The following is a 26991-nucleotide window of genomic DNA, read 5'->3' as shown; positions in this document are numbered from 1 at the left end:
GGGCTGAGATGGATCTGAAGAAAACACATTCAGTTGTACTGAACGAAGGGGACCCCGAGCAAAAGCGGGCGGAGATCCTTGAGTATTTTCACGCGACCTTTTCCATTGACGAACTCCTCTATGACACGCTGAAGGATGACGGCGCCTTCTATCTGAGGGCGGACCGACTGCGTCACCCGCTCATCTTCTACTTCGGCCACACTGCGACCTTCTTCATCAACAAGCTCGTCATCGCGCGCGTCATCGAGAAGCGCATCAACCCGCGCTTCGAGTCGCTCTTCGCGGTAGGGGTCGACGAGATGTCCTGGGACGACCTGAACGAGGCCCACTACGACTGGCCGACCCGCGCTGAGGTGAAGGCGTACCGCGACCAGGTGCGCGAGCTCGTGGCGGGGCTCATCGCCACCCTGCCGCTCACCCTCCCCGTCACCTGGGAAAGCCCCTTCTGGGCCATCATGATGGGGATCGAGCACGAACGCATCCACCTGGAGACCTCCTCGGTACTGATCCGCCAGCTCCCCATCGACCGGGTGCGCCGCCTCGACTTCTGGGATGTCTGCCGCGACGCCGGTGAGGCGCCGGTGAACGAGCTTATCCCGGTGCCGGGTGGAAAGGTGGTGTTGGGGAAAGAGGAAGGGCACCCGCTCTACGGCTGGGACAACGAGTACGGCCGCCACGAGGCGGAGGTCGGCGCCTTCGCCGCCTCGAAGTACCTGGTCTCCAATCGGGAGTTCCTCGCCTTTGTCGAGGCGGGAGGTTACGGCGAGGAGCGCTGGTGGACCGAGGAAGGGTGGCGCTGGCGCACCTTCCGTAACGCCGAGCATCCGCTTTTCTGGGTGAAGCGCGGGGATGGGTGGGGGCTGCGTACCATGGCCGAGGAGATCGACCTCCCCTGGAACTGGCCCGTCGAGGTGAACTACCTGGAGGCGAAGGCATTTTGCAACTGGCTCGCGGCAAGGACCGGCAAGGCGATTCGACTGCCGAGCGAGGACGAGTGGTACCGCATGTACGACCTGGCGGGGATTGAAGACCCGCAGGGGTGGGGCGAGGTGCCAGGCAACATCAACCTTGCGTATTGGGCCTCTTCCTGCCCGGTGGACCGCTTCCGTTTCGACGCGTTCTACGATATCATCGGCAACGTCTGGCAGTGGACCGAGACCCCCATCTACGCCTTCCACGGCTTCAGGATCCATCCCTGGTACGACGATTTCTCCACGCCTACCTTCGACACGCGTCACAACTTGATCAAGGGAGGCTCCTGGATCTCCACCGGCAACGAGGCAACCCGCGAGTCGCGCTACGCCTTCCGGCGTCACTTCTTCCAGCACGCCGGCTTTCGCTACGTGGAGAGCACGCACGCAATCGAGCTGCACGATGACCCCTACGAGACCGACGCGCTGGCGGCGCAGTATTGCGACGCCCACTACGGGGCGGAGCACTTCGGCGTGCCCAACTTCCCCAAAGCGTGCGCCGAGATCTGCCTCGAGGTCGCCTCGGGACGCGCGACGGGGCACGCCCTTGATCTAGGCTGCGCCGTGGGGCGCGCGAGTTTCGAGCTCGCGCAGGGCTTCGGCGAGGTTACCGGCATCGACTTCTCCAGCCGTTTCTTCAGACTTGCGGCCCGGATGCAGGAGGAGGGGTACCTCCGTTACGCGCTTCCCGAGGAGGGGGACATCGTCTCCTACCACGAGCTTGGCCTGGAGGAACTGGGGCTTGCCGGGGTGCGTGACCGGGTGAGCTTCTTCCAGGGAGACGCCTGCAACCTCCCCGATAAGTTCACCGGCTACGACCTCGTCTTGGCGGCCAATGTTCTGGACCGTCTCTACTCGCCGCGCCGCTTCCTCACCGGGATCCGCGGACGGCTGAACCCGGGCGGTCTCCTGGTCCTCGCCTCCCCCTACACCTGGCTCGAGGAGTACACGAAGAAGGAGGAGTGGCTCGGGGGGTACCGTGAGGCGGGTGAGCCGGTCTGGACTCTGGACGGGCTTAAGGCCGAGCTCGAGCCGTATTTCCGGATGCTGGGCGAGCCGCGCGACGTCCCGTTCGTGATACGGGAGACGCGCAGGAAGTTCCAGCACAGCATCGCACAACTAACCGTATGGGAGCTTAAATGACGAGAAACTTCGACTTCGACGAGATCATCGACCGGCGCGGCACCGCGAGCGAAAAGTGGGACAAGTACGAGGGGCGGGACATCATCCCGCTCTGGGTGGCGGACATGGATTTCCGCTCGCCCCCGCCGGTCATCGAGGCGCTGCACGAGCGGGTGAGCCACGGCGTCTTCGGCTACACCGCCCCCCCGGCGGGGCTCGCGGCCGCGGTGATCGCATCGCTCGAGGCGGAGTTCGACTGGCAGGTCAAAAAAGAGTGGATCACCTGGCTGCCGGGTCTCGTCACCGGCCTCAACGTCTCCTGCCGCGCCGTGGGTGAGCCGGGCGACGACGTCATCACCTTCACCCCGGTCTATCCCCCTTTCATGTCGGCCCCGCCCCTCTCGGGAAGAAACGTGATCAAGGTGCCGCTTGCCTGCGAGGAAGGGCGCTGGGGCCTAGACCTTGCCGCCCTCGAGGCGGCGGTGACCCCGAAGACGCGCGAGCTCCTTCTGTGCAGCCCGCACAACCCGGTGGGACGGGTCTGGAGCCGCGAGGAATTGACCGCGCTCGACGCCTTCGCCGCGCGCCACGAACTGGTGATCTGCAGCGATGATATCCACGCCGGGCTGGTCCTTGAGCCCGGTGTCGCCCACATCCCGATCGCCACCCTTTCCCCGGAGACGAGCCGGCGCACCATCACGCTTATGGCGCCGAGCAAGACCTACAACGTCCCGGGCCTTGGCTGCTCCTTCGCCGTCATCGAGGACGACACCCTCCGTCGCGCCTTCAGGAAGGCGATGGGGCGCATCGTTCCGCACGTGAATCTCCTGGGTTACACCGCGGCCGAGGCGGCCTTCCGGCACGGCGAGCCGTGGCGCCGGGAACTGGTCGAGTACCTGCGCGAAAACCGCGAGCTCGTGGAACGGGAGATGACCGCACTGGGACTCCCCGTGGCGCGGGTGGAGGCGACCTACCTCTCCTGGATCGACGTGCGGTCCACCGGGATCGAGGATCCGGTGGCGTTCTTCGAGAACGCAGGTGTTGGGCTTTCCGGTGGGAGCGACTTCGGGCTTCCCGGATACGTGAGACTCAACTTCGGCTGCCGCCGCGAACTCCTGCGGGAGGCGCTCAGGCGCATGAGGGTGGCCCTCGAGGGGGTGCCCGGGAGGTGACGTATGCTGAAACGGTTGCTGCCGCTTTTGTTTTTGCTGCTGTTTGCGGGAGTGTCGCAGGCAGCACCCAAGCCTGACGACCACGAGGCGTTGGCCGGGCTTAAGAGCGCGCGGGTCATCTTCGATGTCCGGGTCCCGGATATGGAGAGGCTCGTTTTCAACCTGGAGCTCCTCGCCGAGACGCTGGAAGGGATGAAGACCCAAGGGGTGCGCCCGGAGATGGTGGTTTCCTTCCGCGGGCCGGGGGTGAAACTGCTGACTGCTTCCGTGATAGACAAGGAGGCGATGGAGTTGATCCGGGGGCTGAAGAAACAGGGGGTACGTTTTGAGGTCTGCGCGGTGGCGGTGCGGGTCTTCAAGGCCGATCCCGCGCAACTGATCCCGGAGGTGAAGCTGGTGGGAAACGGGCTCACCTCGCTGATTGGCTACCAGAACAAGGGTTACGCGGTGATCAGCCTGAATTGATGTGGAAGGCTCACCCCCCGTAGCTTTTCCTGTGCGAAGGGGGTGAGGGCGTTGCCCCAGGATCGCTGCGCCACCTGAGGGTGCTTCTGGGCATTGCAGGGAGCCAATGATGTTTCTTGTCGCAGCAGAGAGCATGCCCTACGTTCCCCCCTTTGCGAAGGGGGGAGCGCGAAGTCACGTGCGGCGCTTCGTGGACACACTTAATCGTCGTTGCCCGAATTCCCGGATGAAGCTACCCGAAATCACCCGAAGATCCTGTTTTCCTGTTCCTGCACCCGGATGAATGTGGTCCGCTTGGTGAGCTCTTTTAGCGCCGAGGCGCCGACGTAGGTGCAGGCCGAACGCACCCCCCCGAGGATGTCGCGCACCGTTTCATCGATCGGTCCCCGGTAGGGGACTTCCACCGTCTTCCCTTCCGATGCCCGGTAATGGGCGACGCCGCCCGAATGCTTGTCCATCGCGGTCGCCGAGCTCATGCCGTAGAAGAGCTTGAACTGCCGCCCCCCGCGCTCCACCACTTGGCCGCCGCTCTCGTCGTGGCCAGCTAACATCCCCCCGAGCATGACGAAATCGGCCCCTCCCCCGAACGCCTTGGCGACGTCACCGGGGCAGGTGCAGCCGCCGTCCGAGATTATCCTCCCCCCGAGACCGTGCGCCGCGTCGGCGCACTCGATCACCGCGGAGAGCTGCGGGTAGCCGACGCCCGCCTTGACCCGCGTGGTGCAGACCGAGCCGGGACCGATGCCGACCTTCACGATGTCCGCCCCCGACAGGAGGAGTTCCTCGACCATCTCGCCGGTGACCACGTTGCCCGCGACGATGGTCTTCTCCGGAAAAGCGTCGCGCGCCCGCTGTACGAATTCGACGAAGCTCTCTGCGTAGCCGTTCGCGACGTCGATGCAGATGAACTGCAGCTTGGGATGATTGGCGATGATGGTGGAGAACTTGTCGAAATCGGCATCAGAGGTGCCGGTGCTTACCATGATGCGGTTGTAGATGTCGTCGCCGTGGTTGTGGTTTTCCAGCCAGGCGTCCCACTGCGCGATGGTGTAGTGCTTGTGCAACGCGGTCAGCATCCCGTGTTCCGCCAGCCGGTCCGCCACCTCGAAGGTGCCTGTGGTGTCCATGTTTGCGGCGATGACCGGCACGCCGGTCCAGTCGTATTTGCTATGCAGGAACCTGAAGTGCCGCTGCAGATCGACCTGCGACCTGCTTTTCAGGTTCGAGCGCTTCGGTCTGATCAGCACGTCGCTGAATCCAAGTTTTACGTCACTCTCGAGAAACATCTGGATGCCTCCGGTACTGTGTGAAATGCGGATCAGCCCTGTGTCGGACCAGTAAAGAGAGTACAGGAAAAAGGATCGAGCACAAGGAACGTGTGATTTCGCCGGGTTGGTTGAGTTTGGCGGGGTGCTGTGATAGAGTGCCGCCGGGGGTACTACGCATGCTCGATCACCGCCAGCGCCGTCAGCGCTGGATCATCTTTGGCATTCTGGCACTGATCTACATCCTCGTTTACTTCTACCGCGTCTCGCTCGCGGTGGTTGCCAAGGACGTCGCGCGTGACCTTAAGCTGACGCCTGCCGAGCTAGGCTCCCTCTCCAGTATCCTCTTCTATGTCTATGCCGCGGCCCAGATTCCGCTGGGACCGATGATCGACCGGCTGGGGAGCCGCGTGGTGATCAGCGGCTGCGGCGTGCTGACCGCTGTGGGGGGTGTCCTCTTCTCGCAGGCGTCCGGCATGGGACAGGCGCTCGTCGCGCGGGTTCTCATCGGCCTGGGGACCGCGTCGGTGCTCATGGCGACCTTCAGCCTCTTCAGCCACTGGTTCACCAAGCAGGAGTTCGGCAAGGCGTCCGGCCTAATGGTGGCGGTGGGGAACATGGGCAACCTGGCGGGAACGGCGCCGCTTGCCCTCGCCGTCTCCTGGATCGGCTGGCGCAACTCGTTTCTGACCGTCGGCGTGATGCAGGCGCTTGCGACACTGCTCGTTTTCCTGGTGGTAAAGGACCGGCCCGCTACTGCCTGTGAGAACACGACGAGCGAACCGGCGCCCCCGGCTATGGGGATGCTTGAGGCATGGAAGCGGATCACGAGCAACCGGGACTTCTGGCTCCTGGCCGGGCTCGCCTTCGCCTGGTACGGCTGCTATCTCGCGGTGCAGGGGCTTTGGGGCGGCCCATACCTGATGGAGGTGTTGAAGCTTACCCGGGAAGAGACGGGGCGGATGCTCATGTGCACCTCGATCGGCTTCATCTGCGGCAGCCTCGTCATCGACAGCATCGCCCGAAAGCTCGTGCGTTCCTACAAGAAAACCTTTCTCGGCGGGCAGATCATCCTGCTCATCCTGATGACGGCCTTCCAGGGGCCGCTCGACCACCTCTCTATGCCACTTCTGGCCGTCTTTTTCCTATGCCTCGGGCTCGCCGTTTCAAGCGGCGTGATGATCTACCCGATCAACCGGTCCATGTTCCCGGTCTCCATCGTCGGCACCGCCCTCACCTCGATCAACCTGTTCGTGCTGCTCGGAGCGGCGTCGGTGCAGCAGATCATGGGGGGGATCATCGATGCGGTCGGGAAGACGACGCCGGAAGCGACGGCGCAGGCTTTCCATTCGGCATTCCTTTTCCCGGTCGGCGTTCAGGCGTTGGCCGCGGCCATGTTCTTCTTCGCAAGGGATTACTGGGAAAAATAGATAAAAGGCAGGAGGGCTAAACGGCGAGGGCTTCCATTGCGGCGCGGAAGGCGTTCAGGTTCTTGGCGCGGGTGAGCTGCTTCAGCTCACGTTCGAGTTCCGGGTCTTCCACCTGGGAGACGACCCCCTTGATCTTGCCGAGCACCTGCATGTCGCCGCAAAAGAGCGCGCAGAAGCGGGGCAGGAGGTCGTTCAGGTAGCGGTGCAGCATGGCGCGCCGCTCCGTGGGATCCGGCTCGGCAGCGCGACCGCGCAGCCTCTCGAAGATCATCGGGTCGCCGACGCCGCCGCGCCCGAGCATGAGCCCCGCGGCACCGGTTTCCTCCAGGAGCTTAAGGCCGAAGGCGGTGCTCCGGATGTCGCCGTTGGCGATGACCGGGATGGAGGTCTGCCTGATCACCTTGGCGGTGACGGCGTGGTCGGCCAGCCCCTCGTACGCCTGGCGCACCGTGCGCGGATGCAGCACGAGGAAGTCCACGCGCGCCTTTTCGAAGAGCGGAAGGAGCGAGAAGATCTGCCTGGGATCTTCGTAACCCGCGCGGATCTTGACCGAGAACGAGCCGTGGATGGTCTCCCGCAGCGCCGGGATGATCTCCTCGAGAAGTTCCGGGCGCTTCAGCATCCCCCCTCCGGTCAGCCCGCTGGTCATGCGACCGTAGGGGCATCCCATGTTCAGGTTGATGTGCACCGCCCCCGCGTTCTGCGCCGTCCTGGCTGCAGCGACCAGCGCGTCGCGCCCGTGCCCGATCAGCTGCACCACGAGTGGCACGCCGTTCTCGGCAGGTGCTATCTCGCGCAGGTCGCCCGGCATGAGGAGCTTTTTCTCGGATTGGGAATTCACCCGCATGAATTCGGTCCACACCACGTCCGGACGCACCCAGGTGGTGAACGCCTCGCGCAGGGCGCGGTTGGTGAGCCCCTGCATCGGCGCGAGCATGAGCGGTTTATCCCCGGGATTCCAGGGGAGGACGTGCTTCGTTTGCGGTTCGGAGGTGGGAATGCTTGCTTCTGAGGTCGGCATGTTCATCGGGGATGTATCTTACGAGGGACTGGAAGGGGGACTTCCCCGATCGCTTCGTGCGACGGTTGATCCCCCTCCCGGTCTTCCTTCTTCAGGTATCTAGGCTATTTCGAGCAGTTCGATTTCGTAGGTGATGTCCTCGCCCGCCAGCGGGTGGTTTGCGTCGACCACGATGGCGCTCTCGTTCACCTCGACCACGACCACCTCTACAGGTTCGTCGTCCTCACCGGTGAGTTCCAGTTCCATGCCTACTTCCGGGACGATGTCGCCGGTCAGCTGCTCGCGGCTGATGGCGAAGACCTCGTCCTCGTCGTACTCGCCGAAAGCGTCAGCGGCGGGGATCACGATGGTTTTCTTCTCGCCGGGAGCCATGCCGACCAGGGCCTCCTCGATCTGCGGGAAGAAGTCCTCGTTGCCGATGGTGATGGGGAGCGGACCGGTCTCGTGGCAACCGCAGCCGTCGTCGTCGCAGCCGCAGTCATCATCGCAGCCGCAGTCGTCGTCTTCGCAGCAGCCGGCTTCCTTGATGGTGGTGTCGAAGACCGAACCGTCTTCCAGGCTTGCGGTGTAATTGATGAGAACTTTGTCGCCTTTTTTTGCAAATGCCATTTAATTTGTTCCTTCTGTGGGGTTGATATCTAGCCCGTGGCTATTCAGGGGGATGTTACGTGGGACGCCCCCCGCTCGTCCAGTAAAATCTCTCACGGGTTCTTTTTTTCTCGACGGTTCTGCACTTTGCGTCACTCGCCTGGCGTGGTACGCGAGGCTTTACAGTGTGAGTGGCAATGTGAAATCATTGAATAAAGGGGGGAAGGAGGACCGGCCATGATGGAACCGAGGAAGAAAGTGACCATTGAAGAGCGTAACTCCAGGTTCAGGGCCCTGGGCGTCGATGATAACTTGCTCGGGCACTGGCATACCCTGTTCGAAAGAGAGAACCCCTCCGGCCATGAAAGCTTCCAAGAGTGGCTGGGGCTGCCCGAGGAGCGGACCGCCCAGGTGTGCTCGAAATCCGCTGAATCAAAGAAATGAACCGAGAAGTAACCTGCCTGCGGGGCATCTCCCGGGAGAGCGAAGCTGCCCCCGGGAGAAAATCGCCCGTCACCCTTTGCCTTTAGTTAAGTCTCCAGGTTGTCAGTTGTATCACTTGCTGAGCTTCTTCACTGCAAAGCTGTAGCACTGCAGGTAGGTGAGGATGGTGAGCAGGAAGCTGTAGATGATGATGCTCAGTATGAAGGGGTCCGCGGGTGCAGCCAGTGAGAAGATGAAGTAGAAGCCCAGGGTGGAAATCTTGGTGATGTCGGCCCAGCGTTTCTTTTTGGAGAATTCTTTAGATTCCCGTTCGCTCAGTTCCCTGTCGATCAACGAGAAATCGCGCTCGGCTTCCTTGGCCGCGAAGCGGTAGATCGGGTAGAAAAGCAGGAGCTGGATCACGAACGCGGCGACCACGCCGTTCATGAACCGATACCCTCTATTCAATGCCAGCAGATGGTGCTGGAACTTCACCGCGGTGTACACCAACAGCGCGATAAGTCCGAACTGCGCCACGGTGAATATCTTGACGGTCTTGTTGATCTTCTTCTGGTCCAGGATAGCCGGCATGTCGTCTCCTTTGGTCGGTGTTGCCTGCTGCAGCCTCAGCTTGCAATAACATAACAAATAAAATATTGTTTTACAAGTTTCCAGTCTGGACGATAGGTGACTATCTTTTTGGATTGAACCGCCACGTGGAATCTAGTAAGTTGTAGCGACTTCGCGCCGTGGGGGCGCCGGCAGACCGACGTATCCTGTTTTATTGGCGGTTTTATGGGGGCGTGTCCCCCGTCAAGATGGCGCAATAGGAGGCCCTTTAATGGATGTGACATTGAACGGAATCGAACTGCGGGTGCTGGGCTCCCTTATCGAGAAGGAGCTCACCACCCCGGAATACTACCCTCTTTCCCTGAACGCACTGGTGAACGCCTGCAACCAGAAGTCGAACCGCGACCCGGTGCTGAACCTCGACGAGGCCGAGGTGACCGGCGCCCTCGACTCGCTCCGTTTCAAGCAGTTCGCCCTCATCTCGGGCACCGGTGGGCGCGTCGCCAAGTACCGTCACACCCTGGTGGAGAAGTTCCGCTTCTCCCCGGCGGAACTCTCCGTGCTGTGCGAGCTGATGCTGCGCGGCCCGCAGACCGTCGGGGAACTGAGGACCCGTGGTGAGCGGATGCATCCTTTCGCTGACCTGGCCGAGGTGGAAAGTGTGCTGCAGGATCTCATGGAGCGGACTCCTTCCCTGGTGGTCCGCCTGCCGCGCCAGCCTGGCCGCAAGGAGTCGCGCTACTGTCAGCTCTTCGCAGGCGAGCCGGACCTGAGCGAAGCGGCGGTGCCTGAAGCCCCGCGCAACAGCGGGGGCGACGACCGGATCGCCAAACTGGAACAGGAGGTGGCCGATCTACGCGAGGAAGTGGCGGCCCTGCGCCTCACCATCGATGAATTCAGGAAATCTTTCGAATAGGAGTGCTGTCATGACTGTTTCCAGGGAAGAGCTTGCCACCAAGGTGGACATCACCGACTGGCTGTCGCTCAGGGCCCATCTCGAACGGGGTGGCGTCATCATCGTGGACCCGCTGCTGGAGCTTGCCGAGGTGGGGAGCACGCTGGCCGCCGACGATGTGAAGACCGTCGAGCGCTGGCTCTCCTCCGCGCTTCTCACCAAGCCGTCGCTCGAGCAGATTCGCACGTGGGACGCGGAGGACGGGAGGACCTTCAAATGCCTGATTATTTCTCCCTACGTTTTGATCCAGGAACCGGCCCCGGCAGCGGGGTAGAAGGAGGCGGCATGGAAAACGAGCAAGGAGCGGGTGTCAGCTGTTCGCATTGCAGCGCGGTCTGGCAAAAGAAAGGCACCACCAACTGCTGGAGCGGCGACCCGGCGGTAGCCCCGCCGCACCCGGGAAACTGTCCTGCCGGGACGCACGGCGAGGTGATCGCTGAGGCACTCGAGCTGATGAAAGGTGAGGGGGAAGACGCGAAGATGGCCTTTGTGGCGGCACGTGTCGAGGGGCTTTGCTACCAGCCCATCCCGGGAAGCGACGCGGTGAACGCACGTTGGACCCGCGTCGAGGACACCATCGCCTTTGCAAAGCTGATGGGGTACCAAAAGATCGGCATCGCTACCTGCATCGGGCTTCTGGATGAGTGCGAGAGGCTGGTCGCCATCCTGAAGGCACAGGGGTTCACGCCGTACAGCGTCTGCTGCAAGGCGGGGAGCATCGACAAGAACGATCTGGGACTCGCCGAGAGCGACAAGGTGCGCCCGGGGACCTTCGAGCCGGCGTGCAACCCGATCGCCCAGGCCGAGATCTGCAACGGGCTTGGGACCGACATGAACATGATCGTTGGCCTCTGCGTAGGGCACGACATGCTCTTTAACAAGTACTCGAAGGCCCCGGTTACCACCCTGGTTGTAAAAGACCGCGTCACCGGCCACAACCCCGCCGCCGTCCTGTACGGCCAGAATTTCTATTATAAGAGGCTGCAGAAGGGGCCCATGGTGGTGGAATAGGCCGGACTTCAAAAGATTACAGGGCCCAAAGCCCGTCCATCATCGCGATGGATGGGCTTTTTTATTTTTGACGCACCCTTCGGAAGTGCTGCTTACGGTGTCGGTTTTTTGACAAGGGGGAAGGCCGCGGGCTGTCTCAGGCAGAATCTGGTCCGTCGATAAGGCCTCGGGAAAATTGTTAATATTAAAGGCCTTTCACCGGTCGATATGGTGATTTTACGTCACTTTGATGTCAGTAATGATCATTTTTTACGCGATAAACCCCAGAAATTATACATATTTTACGGCTTGACCTGGCCGATACCCCGCCCCCCGCCCTCTCTCCTGTCGGAAAGTTGTGCCATCAGACGGCATGCATGGTGAAAGAGGCCTCCCCTATATCGGCCGCAACAAAAAACCCGGCAAGAAAGCCGGGAACCAAACCAGAAGGGGGAAACACCATGTCAACCAGCGAGATTTCTTTAACAGCAGGAATGAGGACCAACCTACTCAACCTGCAATCGACCAGCAAACTCCTGAACAGAACGCAGGAGAGGCTTTCCTCGGGCAAGCAGGTGAATAGTGCACTCGACAACCCGACCAACTACTTTGCCGCGCAGAACGCCAGTCAGCGCGCCAGCGACCTCGCCGACCGCAAGGACGGCATGGCGGAGGCGGTGCAGACCGTTTCCGCAGCCAACGCTGGCATTACCGCCATCACTGGCCTGATCAACGCAGCAAAAGGTATCGCACAATCCGCCCTATCCACCAGCGACACCACGACCAGGTCCACGTTGGGGTCCCAGTATTCAACAATCCAGTCCCAGATCGACAACATCTCCTCGGACTCCGGGTACCGCGGCCTCAACCTGCTGAGCGCAACCAACACCTTGACCGTCAACTTCAATGAGAACGCAAGCTCCAGCCTCAACGTCGTCGGCTTCCTCGCCAACTCCACCGGTCTGAGCCTCGGTGGCGTCACCAGCAACTGGCAGACCAACGCCAACATCACTACCGACACGGCGAAGATGGACACCGCGATCTCGACCCTCAGGACCAACACCCAAACCCTGGCTGCGAACCTGAACGTCATCACTATCCGTCAGAACTTCACGGACTCGATGATCAACACGCTGCAGACCGGCGCCGACAACCTGACACTGGCCGATATGAACCAGGAAGGCGCCAACATGCTGATGTTGCAGACCCGTCAGAGCCTGGGTACCACCTCGCTGTCCATGTCTTCACAGGCAGCGCAGTCGGTCCTCAAACTCTTCTAAACCTCAACCCGTTCCGGAGGGGGAGCCCCCCTCCGGAGCGACCTTTGGTCCCCCGCCAGCCCCACTGTTTAATCCCTTCGCAAGCAGCTTTTCTTTTCGTGATTATTTATGACCTTTCGCGGTACAACGTCCACATTCCTCTCCCTCCGGGAGAGGGGGACTAGCGGAAGATCGACGCCTACCAGGTTTTTCTGACGGTATTTTGACGGATGGCGCACCTTTGTTGAGGTGCCGGTGTCAGGATCGGGAGCGGAAAGTCTCCTCCCTGCGGTGTGTCGCCCCGTTCGGGCTAAGGACGCTCGAGAAGAGGACGAAGTCGTTGACGGTGAATGGCGGAAAGCTGAGCGGGCGATGCTTTGCCTCGAAAAGCTTCACCGCGGCTGAAGCGTTTTCCTTTATGCGGGCGATCGTTATGTGTGGTGAAAAGCGGCGCTCCTCCGGTACGATGCCGACCCCGGCTACAGCCGTTTCGATGCCCTGCTGCAGTTCGAGAAGTGGGCGCGATTCTTCGAGGCCGATCCACAGTACCCTCGGCTGCCCGTGGGGAGGGAAGTGCCCGACCCCCTGCACGGTGAGCGGAAAAGGTGCGAAGGCGATCGCGGCCAAGGCTTCCTTGAGTCTGGCCGTCTCTTTTGCCTGCACGTCTCCAAGAAAGCGCAGGGTGAGATGTATCTGGTCCGTCGGCACCCAGCGCATACCGGGTAGATCACAGCAAAAGGATGAGAGAGTCTCCTTGATCTCATCGGGTAGTTCGATCGCTATGAAAAGCCTAGCCACGATTCCTCCTGTCAGCGTGAAGCTCTGTTTGCCGTCGACGCAAAAAAATGGTTGACTAACCAGGGCGGGAATGCTAAACAGTATAGCTTTGGTGATCTGAAAGTAAAGGCGCCCATCTAATGCTTGACGCTAGATACTTACGTGAAAATCTGGATACAGTCGAAGCACGGCTCAAGACAAGAGGCGAGGGGATTAGCCTTGTCCGCTTCAAGGAGCTGGACGAGCGTCGTCGCGAACTCCTGCTGCAGAGCGAAACGCTCAAGGCGCTGCGCAACAAGGTCACCGAAGAGATCGCCCGACTCCAGGACAAGAGCCAGGCCGGGGATAAAAAGGCGCAGATGCGCGAGGTCTCCCAGCAGGTCAAGGGGATCGACGAAGAACTGAAGGGCGTGGAAGAGGAACTGCAATCCTTCCTCCTTACCGTCCCGAACATACCGAATGAGACGACCCCGGTGGGTAAGTCCGAAGAAGAGAACGTGGTGGTCCGCCTTGAAGGTGAGATCCCGAGCTATTCTTTCGAGCCGAAACCGCACTGGGAAGTGGGTGAGGACCTCGGCATACTGGATTTCGAGCGCGGTGCCAAGCTTACAGGCGCGCGTTTCACCCTCTATAAAGGGGCCGGTGCAAGACTCGAAAGAGCGCTCATCAACTTCATGCTGGACCTGCATACCGGCGAGCACAATTATATTGAAATGCTCCCGCCCTTTATGGTAAACAGGGACAGCATGACCGGTACGGGCCAACTGCCCAAGTTTGAGGAAGATCTCTTCCATCTGGAAGGGGTCGATTTTTTTCTCATCCCCACGGCTGAGGTTCCGGTAACCAACATCCATCGCGGCGAGATCCTCAAAGGATCCGACCTGCCGATTTCATACTGCGCCTACACCCCCTGCTTCCGTAAAGAAGCCGGTTCGTACGGCAAAGACACCCGCGGCCTGATCAGGCAGCACCAGTTCAACAAGGTCGAACTGGTCAAGTTCACCTCCCCCGAGGAATCCTACCAGGAGTTGCAGAAGCTGCTCGGCCACGCCGAGGAGGTGCTGCGCAGGTTGCAGATACCTTACCGGGTCGTGGAACTGTGCACGGGTGACATCGGTTTCTCCGCCGCCAAGACTTTCGATATCGAGGTTTGGCTGCCGGGGCAGAACTGCTACCGTGAGATCTCCTCCTGTAGCTGTTTCGAAGATTTTCAGGCGCGTCGGGCCGGAATTCGTTTCCGCCCGGATGAGAAGGCGAAGCCGGAATTTGTCCACACGCTGAACGGCTCGGGCCTCGCAGTTGGCAGGACCCTTGTGGCGGTGCTGGAGAACTACCAGCAGGCCGACGGTTCGGTGCTGATCCCCGAGGTGCTCAGGCCCTACATGGGCGGAGTGGAGCGCATCAGCTAGGCTTTGGAGGAATGGCCGAGTGGTTGAAGGCGGCGGTCTTGAAAACCGTTGAACGAAAGTTCCGTGGGTTCGAATCCTACTTCCTCCGCCAATAGGTTTTAGTAGCACAAATAGCAGTACGGTTTGAAACGGAGAGCTGGCCGAGTAGGTCGAAGGCGCACGCCTGCTAAGCGTGTATACTGGGAAACCGGTATCGAGGGTTCGAATCCCTCGCTCTCCGCCATTTTTTTGCAGCACGCAGTGCCTTGAAGGTTGTTGCGGTCAGCGGAGGTTTTGGTGAAGGTATTGCTGAAACTGCTGGTTTTATCCCTGGTGGCATTATCTTTAGCAACAGGATGCAACGATAAGGGAAAGCAGAAACCGGAAGCAAACAGACCACGCCCGGCAAGGGCTCCGTCGGTTGTCGTGGTTCCAGATCAGGTGAAAGGCAAATGGAAGGCGGTCCAGATCCGGGTTGCCGACAAGAACGCCCACCTGAAGAAGGTTTACACCCTGAACATAGGTTCCGACTTCAAGCTTCCCGGATCGGATCTGACACTCAAGGTGGAAACGTTCCTGCCGCACTTCGTGATGGAAGGTACTACCCTCACCTCCCAGTCGAACGACCTGGTGAACCCAGCGGCACAGCTGGTGATCCGGGAGAACGGGAAGGAGATCTACAAGGGGTGGCTGTTTTCGCTGTACCCCACCGCGCATGCCTATCAGCATCCGCAATACGGTTTCACTCTGGTCGACTACATGCCGGCCAGTTGATAAAGAATGCGCTCGTAGCTCAGCTGGATAGAGCAACGGACTACGAATCCGTAGGTCGGGAGTTCGAATCTCTCCGAGCGCGCCATAAAAAGAAGCACGCAGTAAAAGTACAGTTTGCGCCCGTAGCTCAGCTGGATAGAGCACAAGACTACGAATCTTGGGGCCGGGCGTTCGAATCGCTCCGGGCGCGCCATTAGAAACAAGGACTTACGATGATCTCGTAGGTCCTTTTTTCGTTTCAAAATGGTCATAGGGGGGCCCTAGGGTCATCGTAGGCACCACGATAGCAGCACTTTTCCTCTCAGCCCCCTTGCGACAAACTCATGTGCGAGTGGATTTTGTCAAGACACTCCCCTGCCAACCGGAGATATGGCTTCACCACGGTAGTAGGGGCAGTCGACTTCCCAACCTCTGGCGGAAATCCTGGAACCAGCATGCGACAACCTGCAACGGACCCGTGCAGCGTGGCAACGAGCACGTGCTGATCCGAATTCCGTCCCTGACAACTTGCAACGTGCACGTGGTGGCCTGTCATGCGTCTGTGGCAATTTGAAACGAGCGCATGCCAGCCTGAGACGTGCCAGTGACGATTTCAAATTTGGACATGGCAATTCGAAAAGTGTGCATGCAGGCGCGAAACATGCGCGTGGCAACGTGAACGGTGCGGGTACTGACCTCACACCTTCCGTAACTATCGAAAGCGTGCCCGTCCTAACGTGAAACCTCCCCGTGGCAATCTGAAACGAGGACGGATGAAACTGGAACGCCGCCGTGCGAGGTGGAAACATGCACGCCTGAAGGGTGGGAGGCTATGAAGTTGATTGGTGGGAGAACCGGGAGGGATACACAAAGGGGATACCTGAATGGTATCCCCTAACGCCTGCGTTGTGCGGAGTTGCTAAAGCTTGCGACCGGGGGGCGGCGGATCGAGTTGCTCCGGTCGAACGATGTCATCAGGAAGGGGTCTGCTCGGTGTCCTGAACGTCGGAATCTTCAGAAGTCTTATGGGGCACGTTCGCCCTGGTGGGATTCCTCCGTTCCTTGGTGAGATCGAACCCCGAGATGACAAGTATCTCCGGATTACGCACGGCAGCCGCCTCCAAAACCGAGGCGATCTCGTCCATGTAGTCGATTAACTCCGGCTGGAGCATCTCCCGCTCTGCGATATCAAGCCTGCTGGAGTAGAGGGAGGCCCTTTGGTAAACCTCGTGGTACTTTGCCGCCAGGGTCAAAAACAAGGGCAGCAGTTCCGGATGCGCCGCCCATATCGACCCCGGAATCCTAGGGTTGTCGGTCAGGCACTTCCACACCCTCAGCATGATGTTGTAGAACCTGCTCGGACTCTTGCATCGATAGGTTCTCAGGATCCTACAGTACCGAATCATCGCTACCTCCTTTACCCAGGCTGGGTTGCCGGTTGTTGCATCTTTGAATATTAGAAAAAACACATCGCAAGTGTACGCAGGCAATCCACTTTTTCAAGCGGCGGGAAAAGCGAAAATCTCTTTTTAAGAACTAAAGCGAAAGGGACCGGCACCTGCGATACTTCAACGTGCACACAAACGGGAGTTTTCGACAGCCCGTAAGGCCTGTTTCGCTGGAGACGGCTTCTTTCCGACGGGGAAGGGAAAAAAGAGGGCCCGTTGCCGGGCCCTGATTGCATGGGAAAAAGATGAGACTGTTAGCCGGGAAGAATCCCTATCCTGAGATTACGCTCGGGACGGGTGAAGCCGTGGCACATGGAGCAGTCGATCTGCTTATCCTTGACGTGCTTGTCGTGCATGCTGATGTAGTCCAGGGAATGGACGTCCTTGAAGCTGTGGCACTGGGTGCAGGTGGTGGTCGCCGTCCCCTTGATACCGTAGCCGAGGGTATTGACGAGTTTCAGCTGGGTGGCGCCGGCGTTCGGATGGCAGGCGGCGCATGCCAGGGTGTTGCCGGAGGCCGCCGGGATCTGGTGGTTCAGCAACTGGTATTCATCGGTGGTGACGGTGGTATAGGGGGTTGTGCTGGACAGCCCGAGGTAGACGAGGCCGTCCCGCACCGCGTCGTCATAGAGACCGGTGGCGAAGAACTTCGCGGTGGAGATGGGGACGATCTTGCCGCTTGCGAGCGCTTGGGTCGCTGTCTTGTACTTGAAGGGGTAGAGTTTGGTGCCTACGCCGTCGGTGATGGCGCCCACCGGACGGGATATCTTGTAGGCGCCGGTAGCGGCGTCGAGAACGGCGGTGTTGAAGGTGTTGTTGCCCCAGCTCTTGCCGTTCCAGAAGGCGTATTTGGGGATCAGGTTGTTGGCCTTGGTCGGTACCGGCTCGTAGCGGTTCAGAGTCGAGTTCCATTCCGCGGAGACCCAGGTACGGTGGGTTTCTGTGGCTTCGCTGGCTGCCGAGTCGCCGGCGTTCTTCGCGTATTTGGCGAGGTGGCAGGTCTGGCAGGCGACGCGGGATTGATGGCGGTTCACGTACTCGTTACCGTGGCTGGAGGTGGTGCTGGTCTTGGTGGGGTGACAGGTGGTGGTGGCGCAGGCCATCTGGACAGTGGTGTCCTGCGGCCTGAGATCGGTGCCGCGGCCGGCGACCCGGTGCGCACTGAAGGTGTGGCAGGCCTGGCAGGCGAGATTGCCCCCGTTGCCGGTTGCCATGTGGGTATCGTAGAGGATGTCTGCCGTGGTCCCGCTCGCAAGGGCGATGTCGCCGCGCTTAACCGCGTCGCCGCCCCCCGCTTTGGCGTGGCAGCCGAGGCAGTTCTTGCGCACCGGTTTTATGGCGGCCTTTTGCACCACGAGGTTCATGTTAAGGCCTGCCGCCGGTTCGAAGAGCCCGGTGGTCGCGTTACGCACGCGGGAATATGGTGCGTTCACGGTGTCGTTGTGACAGATCAGGCAGTCGATGGCGGCAAGCTGCGCCGCGGTCGGGTTGCTGGTGGCCACAGGTTTGGCGCCGGTCCCGACATGGCAGGCGCCGCAGGGGCCCCAGTTCCCCTGGATGTTGATGCAGTAGGCGTTGAGGGCGCTCGATCCGTCGACGGCGTCGATCTTTCCCTGTGTGGTCGGGCCTGTGGTCATCTCGGCGGCGGAACCCTTCCACTGGTAGTGGACCGATTGGTACATAGCCTTAGCCTGCGTCGTGTGGCAGGAGCTGCACATGGCGTACCCTGTCCAGGTCAGGGTCGGGTGGGTGAGACCGAACGCGGTGCCGACCAGTGCCAGCAGGGTACTGCCGATACTGCACAGTGCTACGATGCTTTTTTTCATCCGTTGCTTCCTCCTTTGGGTATGGCTGCCCCGGTCAAGAAGATGGGGGCAGTAAGGCACTGACGTGCCAAACATGATGGATAGGGGAAGTGCGACAGGGTGGATAGCATGACCTGTACCAGCGGTACGCGCCAAGCGATGATAAGCAATAATGATTTTCGTATAACCGGATCTGGTCAGGGATTGCGGGGGATAAGTTTTTACGGTGAGGGAACGGCGCAGCGGTGCGAGATTGCTTTTTGGGTGAAAGTACCCATGGTATGGGTTAAACGGCCTAGGGTGTGGTGGGGCGATCGGCCCATGATGGTCAAGAACGCAACAGGCCCTTGGGGGCGGCCGCTTTCTCTCGCTTTCGTCTGCAGCGGAACGTTTGAAGCGGCTTCTGCATCAGCTCCACGGGCACGAGATCTGATGCGGTAGAAGGCGATCCGGCCAAAAAAACGTAATCACGATCTTTTTTGTTGCAGCGGCATCAGGGAAAGATTTGGGTGAGAGTCGGAAAAGGGACAGGGGGCCATCTTCTTCACGCTGACGTAAGTATCAGCTCTCAAAACCATTCCTTTCACAGGACCAGTCATCACACTGGTCCTTTTTTATTCTCTTTATTGATGTCTCACTCATTTTCTTCTATACTGCCCCGATTGTTCACCGCTCATACTGCACAAGGAGGAAGTAATCATGAATGTGGCGATAGTCCATAAGGCGAATGTGAAGGACGAGGTGCTGGACGCCCTCGCGAAGGATGTCCCTTCCATCATTTCAGGGTTACTAGAAATCCGCGGCGGCAAGATGGCTATCCTCAAACCGGAGCAGATCTCGCTGCAGTTCTCCCAGGGGAGCTCCCGTGACATCGGCGCCGACCTGCGCATCATCGTGCTCGCGCGCAGCCTCGGGCCCCGTACCGCCGTAGAGAACAAGCTGGCGGGAGCCATTCTCGAGAAGGTGGTAGCTTTGGTGAAGGGCGCGGGCGCCGACTGCTCGGTCACCGTCCGTCTCTATCTGACCGAAATCGGCGCCGCAGAGTACATCCCCGCCTAGTGCGAACATCACACAGTAAAACCGACGGAAAAAGGGCCAGCTTAACTGGCCCTTTTTCGTTTCCGGAAGAACTTTCCTCAGGGGTGTCGCAACGAGCTAATTTTCCCAGAAGAACAGCCGAAGAGTGACAATAAGTCTGTTGGGAGAACAAGAAGTGCATAAGACTTATATGCTCAATTGCAATGTACCTTGTGTATGATACGCTTCCCGGCATTACAAAGGACTCCAACTATTTGCATTTAACGAAGTAATAGTTGTGAGATTCGATCGCGTAGTCTCAATTGCCATGTCTCACTGCAGTACCGACGCATGGGTTTAATATTAGGCATTGACAATAATAATAAAATATTAAATGATCCGTTACCTATCAGGCCATTTCGGCCACCCGCTTGATACATCGCCACGCCTTCTTCCCCGGTCTCGTTGTTACGACTAGCCGGCACTGGTACAGAGGAAGTGGATTGCTGGAGGAAGACGATGACAAGAAACCGTTGCAGGCTTCTGCTGCCCCTGGCCGGCTTGCTGCTCTCCCTAATCTGTGGGACGGCGCGCGCGGATGACGCCGCCGAGCCGCCCGCCCCGGATCTCGGCGCGCTGGACCTGGAGCAGCTCACCAACCTGAAGGTAGAAAAGGTGTACGGCGTCTCCAAGTTCGAACAGGTGGTGACTGAGGCGCCGGCGTCGGTCACCGTGGTGACCTCGGACGAGATCAGGCATTACGGCTGGCGCACCCTGGCGGACGTGTTGAAGGCGACGCGCGGCTTTTTCGTCACCTATGACCGCAACTACAGCTACATCGGGACGCGCGGCTTCAACCGCCCCGGCGATTACAATACCCGCGTCCTCCTCCTGCTTGACGGGCACCAGATCAATGACGTCATTTACGAGTCCGCCGCCATAGGGACCGAATTCATCCTCGACATGGCCCTCGTCGACCGCATCGAGATCATCAGAGGGCCAAGCTCCTCGCTCTACGGCGCAGGTGCATTTTTCGGCGTCCTCAACGTGATCAGCAAAAGCGGCAAGCAGTTGGACGGAGTCGAGGCGGCGGGAAGCTTCGGAAGCCAAAAGAGCGGTTCGGGACGCCTCACCTTCGGGAAGGCGTTCAACGGCGGGGAGTTCCTCGTATCCGGATCACGTTACGTTAGCCGCGGCGACGACCACCTCTTCTATCCTGAGTTCACGGCCGTCAACAACGGCATCGCGGAGAACATGGACCGCGACCGCAGCTATTCACTCTTCGCCTCAGGGCACCTGCGCGACTTCACCCTGACCGGCGCTCTCGTCTCGCGCGATAAGCGCATTCCGACCGCCTCCTTCGGCACCATCTTCGACGACCCTCGCACCAAGTCCACCGACCGGCGCAGCTTCCTCGATCTCAAATACGACAAGGCCTTCGAGGGGACCAGCGTTACCGCGCGGCTCTTCTACGACGAGTACCGCTTCATCGGCGATTTCGCATACGAGCGCGGGGCCGAGGATCCCACTTTTTATCCCGCAACCTACGTGAATCGGGACGATCACCTGGCACGCTGGTGGGGCGGCGAGGCGCAGGCAAGCCGACAGGTGCTCCCGAGGCTGCAGCTGACCGGCGGCGCGCGCTTTCGGGACAGCTTCCAACTGGAGCTCCCGAACGTAGACCTGGTCCCCGGGGGGCACAGCGTGGAAAACGACCACAGCGATCTGTTCTGGGCCCTCTTCGGGCAGGCGGAGCTGCGCATCCTGGATGAATTGATCCTGAACGCTGGGGTACGTTACGACCACTACGAAACCTTCGGCGGCGCGACAAGCCCACGCCTGGCGCTCATCTACACTCCCGTGGAAGGCACCGTCTTCAAGCTGATCTACGGCAAGGCGTTCCGGGCTCCCAACGCCTACGAGCTCTACTACAACGACGTCTTCAACGGTTACGCCACGAATCCGTCGCTCAGGCCCGAGACGGTGCGTACCTACGAGGCGATCTGGGAGCAGTACTACGGTGACGTCGTGCGCACCAGCGCGAGCCTCTTCTACAACAAGATCGACAACCTGATTAGTTACGAGGACGTCTCGGCAACGCAGGTAGCCTTCGCCAACATAGAGCGGGTGAAGGCGCTCGGAGGGGAGTTCGAGGTCGAGGGGCAGTGGAATAGCGGCTTCGCGGCCCGAGCGAGTTACAGCTTCGTCTCGGCACACAATGACGTGACCGACCAGCGGCTGGACTACTCGCCGCGACACCTGGCCAAGCTCAACGTGACGGCACCCCTGTACCGGAAGAAGTTGTTCGCCGGTGTCGAACTGCAGGGGGTGAGCCGGCGCGACTTTACCCACAGCGACGCCCAGGTGGCGGCGGGAGGCTACGCGGTCGCCAACGCGACGCTCTTCTCCACCGCCTTGCTGCCCGGCCTTGAAACCTCCGTCTCCGTCTACAACCTCCTGGACCGCCGTATCGTCGATCCCGCCACCACGGATCACGTGCAAAGCGTGATTCCGCAGGACGGCAGGACCTACCGGCTCCAGGTGAGCTACCGGTTCTAGGGGAGATGCCGATGCCGATCCTTTTTAACATGACGCGCCGGCTCACCCTGGGGCTTCTGGCCGCCTCCCTCTTCCTGTCCGGGCCCAGGCCCCTCCGGGCCGAGGGGGCACAGGAGTACCAGGTGAAGGGGGCCATGGTCTACAACATGGCGAAGTACATCGAGTGGCCCCCCGGGGCGTTCGCCTCGAACGGCGCCCCTCTCACGATCTGCAGCATGGGGCGCGGACCGTTCGCGGCGGCACTCGAGCAATACCGGGGGAAGGCGGTGCTGGGGCATCCGGTCCTGGTCCGACACCTGCAGGTAGGCGAAGAGTTGGGTGAGTGCAACCTGCTCGTGGTAAGCGGGGTGGAGAAACGCTATCTGGCGGGGGTCCTCGACCTGGCGCGAAGGAGGTCGGTGCTGACCGTCGGGGATACCCCGGACTTCGCCCGTCAGGGAGGGATCATCGGGCTCGTGGAGCAGGAGGGGAGGGTCCGCTTCGAGATCAACATGAAGGCTGCGCACCAGTCCCGGTTCAAGATCAGCTCCCAGCTCCTGAAGCTGGCGAGGATCATAAAAGAGGGTGATTCATGAGCCGTCCCGGAGAGCACTTCATAAGAAACCTCCCGCTGCAACGCAAGCTGATGCTGATCATCATGCTTTGCTGCACGGCGACGCTTCTCCTTGCCTCGCTCTTCTTCGTGGCGCGGGAAGCGAAGGTGCTGTACCAGGCCCAGCAGGAGGATCTCGTCTCCATGGCGGAGGTGATCGGCGAGAACAGCGCCTCCGCAGTGGTCTTCAACGACCCGAAATCGGCGGAGGACACGGTGCGCCCCCTGGCGGCGAAGAGTTCCATCCTCGCGGCCTACATCCTCAACAAGAACGGCCGACTCATCGCCCGGTACCTGGCGCCGGGAGCGGCGCGGGAGAGGCTCCCCCTGGAGCTCCTTGCCGAGGGGGCTGCCCCCGCCGACATCATCCGGGCGGTACAACAGGTGCAAAACGACGCCTACAGGAGCTCGATTTTTTCGGGTTACGCCAGCGTCGTGAAGGCGATTTATCTCGACGGCGAGCAGGTCGGTACCGTGGTGCTCCACGCCAGCGCTTCGGGCTTTCTGCACAACCTGGGGTGGACCCTTCTCGCGGCGCTTTTGTTCATGGGCGCCGCCTTCGTAGCCGCCTACCTCTTTTCTGCGCGGCTGCAGCAGATGGTGTCGTCACCGCTTCTGGAGCTGCTCGCCACCATGAAGGAGGTTTCTGCCAGCAAGAACTTCTCCCTGCGCGTGCAGAAACCCTCGAGCGACGAAATCGGTCTTCTCTATGACGGCTTCAACGAGATGCTGTGCGAGATCGAGGAGCGCAACCAGATCCTCAGGCAGCGCCAGGCGCACCTGCAGCAGCTCGCGCACTACGATCCCCTGACCCGGCTCCCGAACCGGACCCTGTTCTACGACCGGCTGAGCCAGGCGCTCTCGCTCGCGGGACGGGCGAGGGAAGCGGTGGCGGTGATCTTCATCGATCTCGACCACTTCAAGGACATCAACGACACCCTGGGGCACCGGATCGGGGACCTGCTCCTCATCGAGGTGGCAAGCCGTCTTTCCACGGTGGTGCGAAGCTGCGACACCGTGGCGCGGCTTGGCGGCGACGAGTTCACCGTCTTCTGCCAGAACATCGCCACGCCGGAGAACGCCGCCCTCGTGGCGCAGAAACTGGTCGCCCTTTTCGTCGATACCTTCCGGCTCGGGGAAAGCGAGATTCACGTCACCGCGAGTATCGGCGTGACCCTTTTCCCCAACGACGGCAAGACGGTGGACGAGCTTTTGATGAACGCGGACATCGCCATGTATCACGCGAAGGGCGCCGGTAAGAACGTCTACGCCCTCTTCGAGAAGAGGATGAACGAGCACGCAAGCGAGCGGGTCACCCTGCTCACCGACCTGCGACAGGCGGTAACGCAGGGTGAGTTCGTGCTGCACTACCAGCCCAAGGTCGACGTGCTGACCGGCAAGGTGACCAGCGTAGAGGCGCTGGTGCGCTGGATGCATCCGAGACTGGGGCTTTTGGGACCGGACCGCTTCATCCGACTCGCCGAGGAGAGCGGCTTGATCGCAGAGCTCACCGAGTGGGTCATGGCCACGGCGTGTCGGCAGGCGAAGGCCTGGCAGGAGGATGGGCATCCCCCGGTGCGGGTGGCGGTGAACCTCTCCCCCTTCCATTTCCAGCGCCAGGACGTGAAGGAGGCGATCCTTGCTGTGCTCGAGGAGACGGAGCTCGATCCGGCGCTATTTGAGATCGAAATTACCGAGGGGGCGCTCATGCAGAACGACGAGTACACCTGCCGTGTGCTTGGTGAGCTGCGCGAGATGGGGATCACCGTCTCCGTGGACGATTTCGGCACCGGCTACTCGTCGCTCTCCTATCTGCACCGGTTCCCCATCAACACGCTGAAGATCGACCGCACCTTCATCCTCAACATGATGAAGAGCACCGAGGACCAGGCCATCGTCACCGCCATCATCGCCATGGCCAAAAGCCTCAACATGCAGATCGTGGCGGAAGGTGTGGAGACGGTGGAACAGCTGGAGGCCCTGAAGGATCAGGGTTGCCACGAGATCCAGGGCTTCCTGATCTCGCGGCCGGTGAACGCCGAGAAAGTGGCACGTTTTTTCACCGATGAAGACCGTCTGAGGCAAGACCGACGTACCGGCATCCCGGCCGGGGATGCGGCATAGCACCCGGCGCGCACCAGGCGCCGAGAGGTAACGGACATGAACGAATTGAGGATAAGGCTAAAAACCGGAGACGAGGTGAGGGGGGTACTCACCCGTTCCTTCAAGCACCAGGACAGCGAGATCGAGGTACAGGTAGAGGGTGGGAGGGAGACGCTTATCTTCTCGCTGGACGAGATCTGCTACATACGTTTCATGAACCCTCCCGCGGGGATCGGCGGCGGGAAGGAGACCATCGAAGAGGTGCAGACCATCGCCGGGGAGACCTTCAGGGTTTCCGTCCCGGCCAACGGTAAGTTCCTCAAGGGATTTCTCGGCATGCTGCATGGGGAGGAGAGTTACGGCACCGCCTTTTTTACCGACTCCGGCGTCAGATATCGCCAGGACGACCGGCGCACGGGGCAGATCCTCGAGGACCAGGGCTACGTCTCACCGGAAAAGGTGGAGGCCGCGATAAGGCTGCAGTCCGAGCAGGCAAAAGGGGGCGATCCGGACGCCGCGATCCTTCTGGCCGATGCCGTCGATGAAGGTGAGGCGCAGGAGCACGCCCTCATGCACCACGCGAGGGTGGGAGACATCCTGGTCGAGTCCGGGCTCGTGACCCGCGAGCAGGTGGAGGCAGCCTTTAAGAGCCAGAAGGGGAAGAAGCTCCAGGTAGGAGAGCTTCTCATCATGAAGGGGCTCATCACTGAGGAGCAGCTCCTCTCGGCGCTAGCGACCAAGTTCAGGCTCCGCTACGTCGACCTCAACACGGTGATCCCAAGCGACGCAGCGCTCGGCGCCATCTCCGAGGGGCTCGCCACACGCTTGAAGGTCTTTCCGATCTCGTTGGAGGGTAGGACCCTTACCGTCGCCACCTCTTCGCCCACCGATCTCAGCATCGGTGACAACCTGAGATTCTCGACCAACTTCGCCACCGAGCTCGTGGTGGCCCCGCAGCAAAAGATCGCCGCGGCGATCGAGAAGTACTACCGGAACCGGGTCGATACCGTGGACACCCTGCTGAACTCGATGAAGGGGGAGGCGGAGACGGTCACCATCGAGGAGGAGGCGGACGATACACGCCTGCTCTTCGAGCCGGACTCGAAGATCATCTCGCTAGTGAACCGCATCCTCATCGACGCCTACAACCAGGGGGCCTCCGACATCCACTTCGAGCCGGGTACCGGCAACGAGCCACTGGGGATCCGCTACCGCATCGACGGTGAGTGCTCGGCGGCGCACAAGGTGTCCGCGTCCTACAAGGGTGCCATCTTGGTGCGCATAAAGATCATGGCCGACCTGAACATAGCCGAGCGGCGCCGTCCACAAAGCGGCAAGATCCTGCTCCGTTACCGGCAAAAGATGCTCGAGTATCGCGTCGAGATCACCCCTATGGTGGGAGGGCGCGAGGCTGCGGTCCTAAGGCTCCTCGCCGCGAGCAAGCCCTTGCCCCTGACCGGCCTTGGCCTGACGCCGCACAACCTGGAACGGTTCATGGATATCCTGGAGAAGCCGCACGGCATTATCCTCTGCGTAGGCCCCACCGGGTCGGGCAAGACCACCACGCTGCACTCGGCGCTGGGCCACATCAACACGCAGGAACGCAAGATCTGGACCGCGGAGGACCCGGTCGAGATCACCCAGACGGGGCTTTGCCAGGTGCAGGTGAACGCGAAGATCGGCTTCACCTTCGCCGAGGCGCTGCGCTCCTTCTTGCGCGCCGACCCGGACGTCATCATGATCGGCGAGATGCGCGACGCGGAGACCTCCAAGATCTCCATCGAGGCATCCCTCACCGGCCACCTCGTCTTCTCCACCCTGCACACCAACTCCGCCCCTGAGGCGGCGGTGCGCCTCATTGAGATGGGGATGGACCCCTTCAACTTCTCCGACGCCCTCCTCGGTATCCTGGCGCAACGCCTTGCCAAGCGGCTCTGCCCGAACTGCAAGAAGCCGGCGCGCGACCAGCGGCAGCGCTACGACGAGGCCGTGGCGGCGCTCAGGCAGATCGCGGGGGATAGGCCGAACGTCATCCCGGACTTCAAGGAAGTTAGCTTCATGAAGGCGGTCGGCTGTGACAGCTGCGGGGGAACCGGCTACAAGGGGCGCATTGCGCTACACGAGCTCATGACCGGGACCGAAGCGGTGAAGATCGCCATCAGGCACGGTAAGGGTATGGACGAGCTGCGCGGCATCGCCATGGATGACGGGATGTGGACCCTGAAGATGGACGGACTTTTGAAGATGATGCAGGGGGAGACGGACCTCGAGCAGGTGCTGAAGGTGTGCATGTAGCCTGATCTGGATACGCAGCCCCC

The 26991-nt window shown here is 60.7% G+C and carries 23 protein-coding genes and 4 tRNA genes; 20 read left to right on the top strand and 7 right to left on the bottom strand.

The window, feature by feature from the left end; all coding sequences use genetic code 11:
* Positions 1-8: 8 nt before the first annotated feature.
* From ovoA to E8K79_RS13675, 3 genes are read left to right on the top strand one after another with little or no spacing between them, the layout of a single operon-like run.
* Positions 9-2114, top strand: a complete 2106-nt coding sequence (gene ovoA / locus E8K79_RS13685; RefSeq protein WP_136515210.1) for a 5-histidylcysteine sulfoxide synthase — start codon at positions 9-11, stop codon at positions 2112-2114.
* On the top strand, positions 2111-3265 hold the full coding sequence (locus E8K79_RS13680) for a MalY/PatB family protein (RefSeq protein WP_136515209.1): 1155 nt from the start codon (positions 2111-2113) through the stop codon (positions 3263-3265). Before ovoA ends, E8K79_RS13680 begins: the two co-directional genes overlap by 4 nt.
* A gap of 3 nt (positions 3266-3268) precedes the next feature.
* Complete coding sequence (locus tag E8K79_RS13675) at positions 3269-3730, top strand: DsrE family protein (RefSeq protein ID WP_136515208.1); 462 nt, start codon at positions 3269-3271, stop codon at positions 3728-3730.
* A 242-nt stretch (positions 3731-3972) separates the two neighbouring features.
* Here E8K79_RS13675 and E8K79_RS13670 read toward each other — a convergent pair whose 3' ends face one another.
* Positions 3973-5016, bottom strand: a complete 1044-nt coding sequence (locus E8K79_RS13670; RefSeq protein WP_135869037.1) for a GMP reductase — start codon at positions 5014-5016, stop codon at positions 3973-3975.
* 158 nt (positions 5017-5174) lie between these two features.
* Here E8K79_RS13670 and E8K79_RS13665 point away from each other — a divergent pair, with 158 nt between their 5' ends.
* Positions 5175-6425: an MFS transporter gene (locus E8K79_RS13665; protein ID WP_136515207.1), complete on the top strand. Its 1251-nt coding sequence runs from the start codon at positions 5175-5177 to the stop codon at positions 6423-6425.
* 16 nt (positions 6426-6441) lie between these two features.
* On the opposite strand, the gene E8K79_RS13660 is transcribed toward E8K79_RS13665, so the two are convergent.
* Entirely contained in the window at positions 6442-7452 is a 1011-nt protein-coding gene (locus tag E8K79_RS13660) for a tRNA dihydrouridine synthase (RefSeq protein ID WP_136515206.1), read from the bottom strand.
* A 93-nt stretch (positions 7453-7545) separates the two neighbouring features.
* The gene (locus E8K79_RS13655) at positions 7546-8055 is read right to left on the bottom strand and encodes an FKBP-type peptidyl-prolyl cis-trans isomerase (protein ID WP_135869040.1); all 510 of its coding nucleotides are present in this window, start codon (positions 8053-8055) and stop codon (positions 7546-7548) included.
* A 216-nt stretch (positions 8056-8271) separates the two neighbouring features.
* Between E8K79_RS13655 and E8K79_RS13650 the strand changes: the two genes are divergently transcribed.
* Complete coding sequence (locus tag E8K79_RS13650) at positions 8272-8478, top strand: MerR family transcriptional regulator (protein WP_135869041.1); 207 nt, start codon at positions 8272-8274, stop codon at positions 8476-8478.
* A 111-nt stretch (positions 8479-8589) separates the two neighbouring features.
* On the opposite strand, the gene E8K79_RS13645 is transcribed toward E8K79_RS13650, so the two are convergent.
* Positions 8590-9048, bottom strand: a complete 459-nt coding sequence (locus tag E8K79_RS13645; RefSeq protein WP_135869042.1) for a hypothetical protein — start codon at positions 9046-9048, stop codon at positions 8590-8592.
* A gap of 250 nt (positions 9049-9298) precedes the next feature.
* On the opposite strand from E8K79_RS13645, the gene E8K79_RS13640 reads away from it, so the two are divergent.
* From E8K79_RS13640 to E8K79_RS13625, 4 genes are all read left to right on the top strand, one after another.
* A complete protein-coding gene (locus tag E8K79_RS13640) occupies positions 9299-9943 on the top strand; it encodes a YceH family protein (protein WP_136515205.1) in 645 nt (214 codons plus the stop codon).
* Positions 9944-9953: 10 nt separating this feature from the next.
* Complete coding sequence (locus E8K79_RS13635) at positions 9954-10256, top strand: DUF2288 domain-containing protein (RefSeq protein ID WP_136515204.1); 303 nt, start codon at positions 9954-9956, stop codon at positions 10254-10256.
* A gap of 11 nt (positions 10257-10267) precedes the next feature.
* A complete protein-coding gene (locus E8K79_RS13630) occupies positions 10268-10993 on the top strand; it encodes a DUF1847 domain-containing protein (RefSeq protein ID WP_136515203.1) in 726 nt (241 codons plus the stop codon).
* Positions 10994-11433: 440 nt separating this feature from the next.
* Complete coding sequence (locus tag E8K79_RS13625) at positions 11434-12252, top strand: flagellin N-terminal helical domain-containing protein (protein WP_136515202.1); 819 nt, start codon at positions 11434-11436, stop codon at positions 12250-12252.
* A 237-nt stretch (positions 12253-12489) separates the two neighbouring features.
* Here E8K79_RS13625 and thpR read toward each other — a convergent pair whose 3' ends face one another.
* Entirely contained in the window at positions 12490-13029 is a 540-nt protein-coding gene (gene thpR / locus E8K79_RS13620; protein ID WP_136515201.1) for an RNA 2',3'-cyclic phosphodiesterase, read from the bottom strand.
* Positions 13030-13148: 119 nt separating this feature from the next.
* Between thpR and serS the strand changes: the two genes are divergently transcribed.
* The 6 genes from serS (at position 13149) to E8K79_RS13590 (ending at position 15363) form a co-directional block, all read left to right on the top strand.
* Positions 13149-14417 carry a serine--tRNA ligase gene (gene serS / locus E8K79_RS13615; RefSeq protein ID WP_136515200.1) on the top strand — a complete coding sequence of 423 codons (1269 nt, stop codon included), beginning with the start codon at positions 13149-13151 and terminating at the stop codon, positions 14415-14417.
* A 5-nt stretch (positions 14418-14422) separates the two neighbouring features.
* Positions 14423-14508 (top strand) — tRNA-Ser (locus E8K79_RS13610).
* Between the two features lie 39 nt (positions 14509-14547).
* Positions 14548-14640 (top strand) — tRNA-Ser (locus E8K79_RS13605).
* Positions 14641-14693: 53 nt separating this feature from the next.
* Entirely contained in the window at positions 14694-15170 is a 477-nt protein-coding gene (locus tag E8K79_RS13600; protein WP_136515199.1) for a DUF2155 domain-containing protein, read from the top strand.
* A gap of 8 nt (positions 15171-15178) precedes the next feature.
* Positions 15179-15255, top strand: a tRNA-Arg gene (locus E8K79_RS13595).
* A 31-nt stretch (positions 15256-15286) separates the two neighbouring features.
* A tRNA-Arg gene (locus tag E8K79_RS13590) sits at positions 15287-15363 on the top strand.
* A gap of 760 nt (positions 15364-16123) precedes the next feature.
* Here E8K79_RS13590 and E8K79_RS13585 read toward each other — a convergent pair.
* Both E8K79_RS13585 and E8K79_RS13580 read right to left on the bottom strand, forming a co-directional pair.
* Positions 16124-16555 (bottom strand): hypothetical protein, encoded by a 432-nt coding sequence (locus E8K79_RS13585; RefSeq protein ID WP_136515198.1) that lies wholly within the window; start codon positions 16553-16555, stop codon positions 16124-16126.
* A 296-nt stretch (positions 16556-16851) separates the two neighbouring features.
* Entirely contained in the window at positions 16852-18423 is a 1572-nt protein-coding gene (locus E8K79_RS13580) for an alpha-2-macroglobulin (protein WP_246043824.1), read from the bottom strand.
* A gap of 678 nt (positions 18424-19101) precedes the next feature.
* On the opposite strand from E8K79_RS13580, the gene E8K79_RS13575 reads away from it, so the two are divergent.
* The 5 genes from E8K79_RS13575 (at position 19102) to E8K79_RS13555 (ending at position 26968) form a co-directional block, all read left to right on the top strand.
* Positions 19102-19461, top strand: coding sequence for a hypothetical protein (locus E8K79_RS13575; RefSeq protein WP_136515196.1), 360 nt, complete (start codon positions 19102-19104; stop codon positions 19459-19461).
* Between the two features lie 477 nt (positions 19462-19938).
* Positions 19939-21978 (top strand): TonB-dependent receptor plug domain-containing protein, encoded by a 2040-nt coding sequence (locus E8K79_RS13570; protein ID WP_136515195.1) that lies wholly within the window; start codon positions 19939-19941, stop codon positions 21976-21978.
* 11 nt (positions 21979-21989) lie between these two features.
* A complete protein-coding gene (locus tag E8K79_RS13565) occupies positions 21990-22553 on the top strand; it encodes a YfiR family protein (RefSeq protein ID WP_246037903.1) in 564 nt (187 codons plus the stop codon).
* Positions 22550-24694: a putative bifunctional diguanylate cyclase/phosphodiesterase gene (locus E8K79_RS13560; protein ID WP_136515194.1), complete on the top strand. Its 2145-nt coding sequence runs from the start codon at positions 22550-22552 to the stop codon at positions 24692-24694. The genes E8K79_RS13565 and E8K79_RS13560 overlap by 4 nt, the downstream gene beginning before the upstream one ends.
* Positions 24695-24730: 36 nt before the next feature.
* Positions 24731-26968, top strand: a complete 2238-nt coding sequence (locus E8K79_RS13555; protein ID WP_136515193.1) for a GspE/PulE family protein — start codon at positions 24731-24733, stop codon at positions 26966-26968.
* Positions 26969-26991: the final 23 nt, after the last annotated feature.

Origin of the sequence: Geomonas edaphica, from assembly GCF_004917075.1 — a bacterium.
Classification (GTDB): Bacteria; Desulfobacterota; Desulfuromonadia; order Geobacterales; family Geobacteraceae; genus Geomonas; species Geomonas edaphica.
The sequence above is the reverse complement of the archived record's forward strand: the minus strand, read 5'-3'. Positions and strand labels throughout refer to the sequence as shown.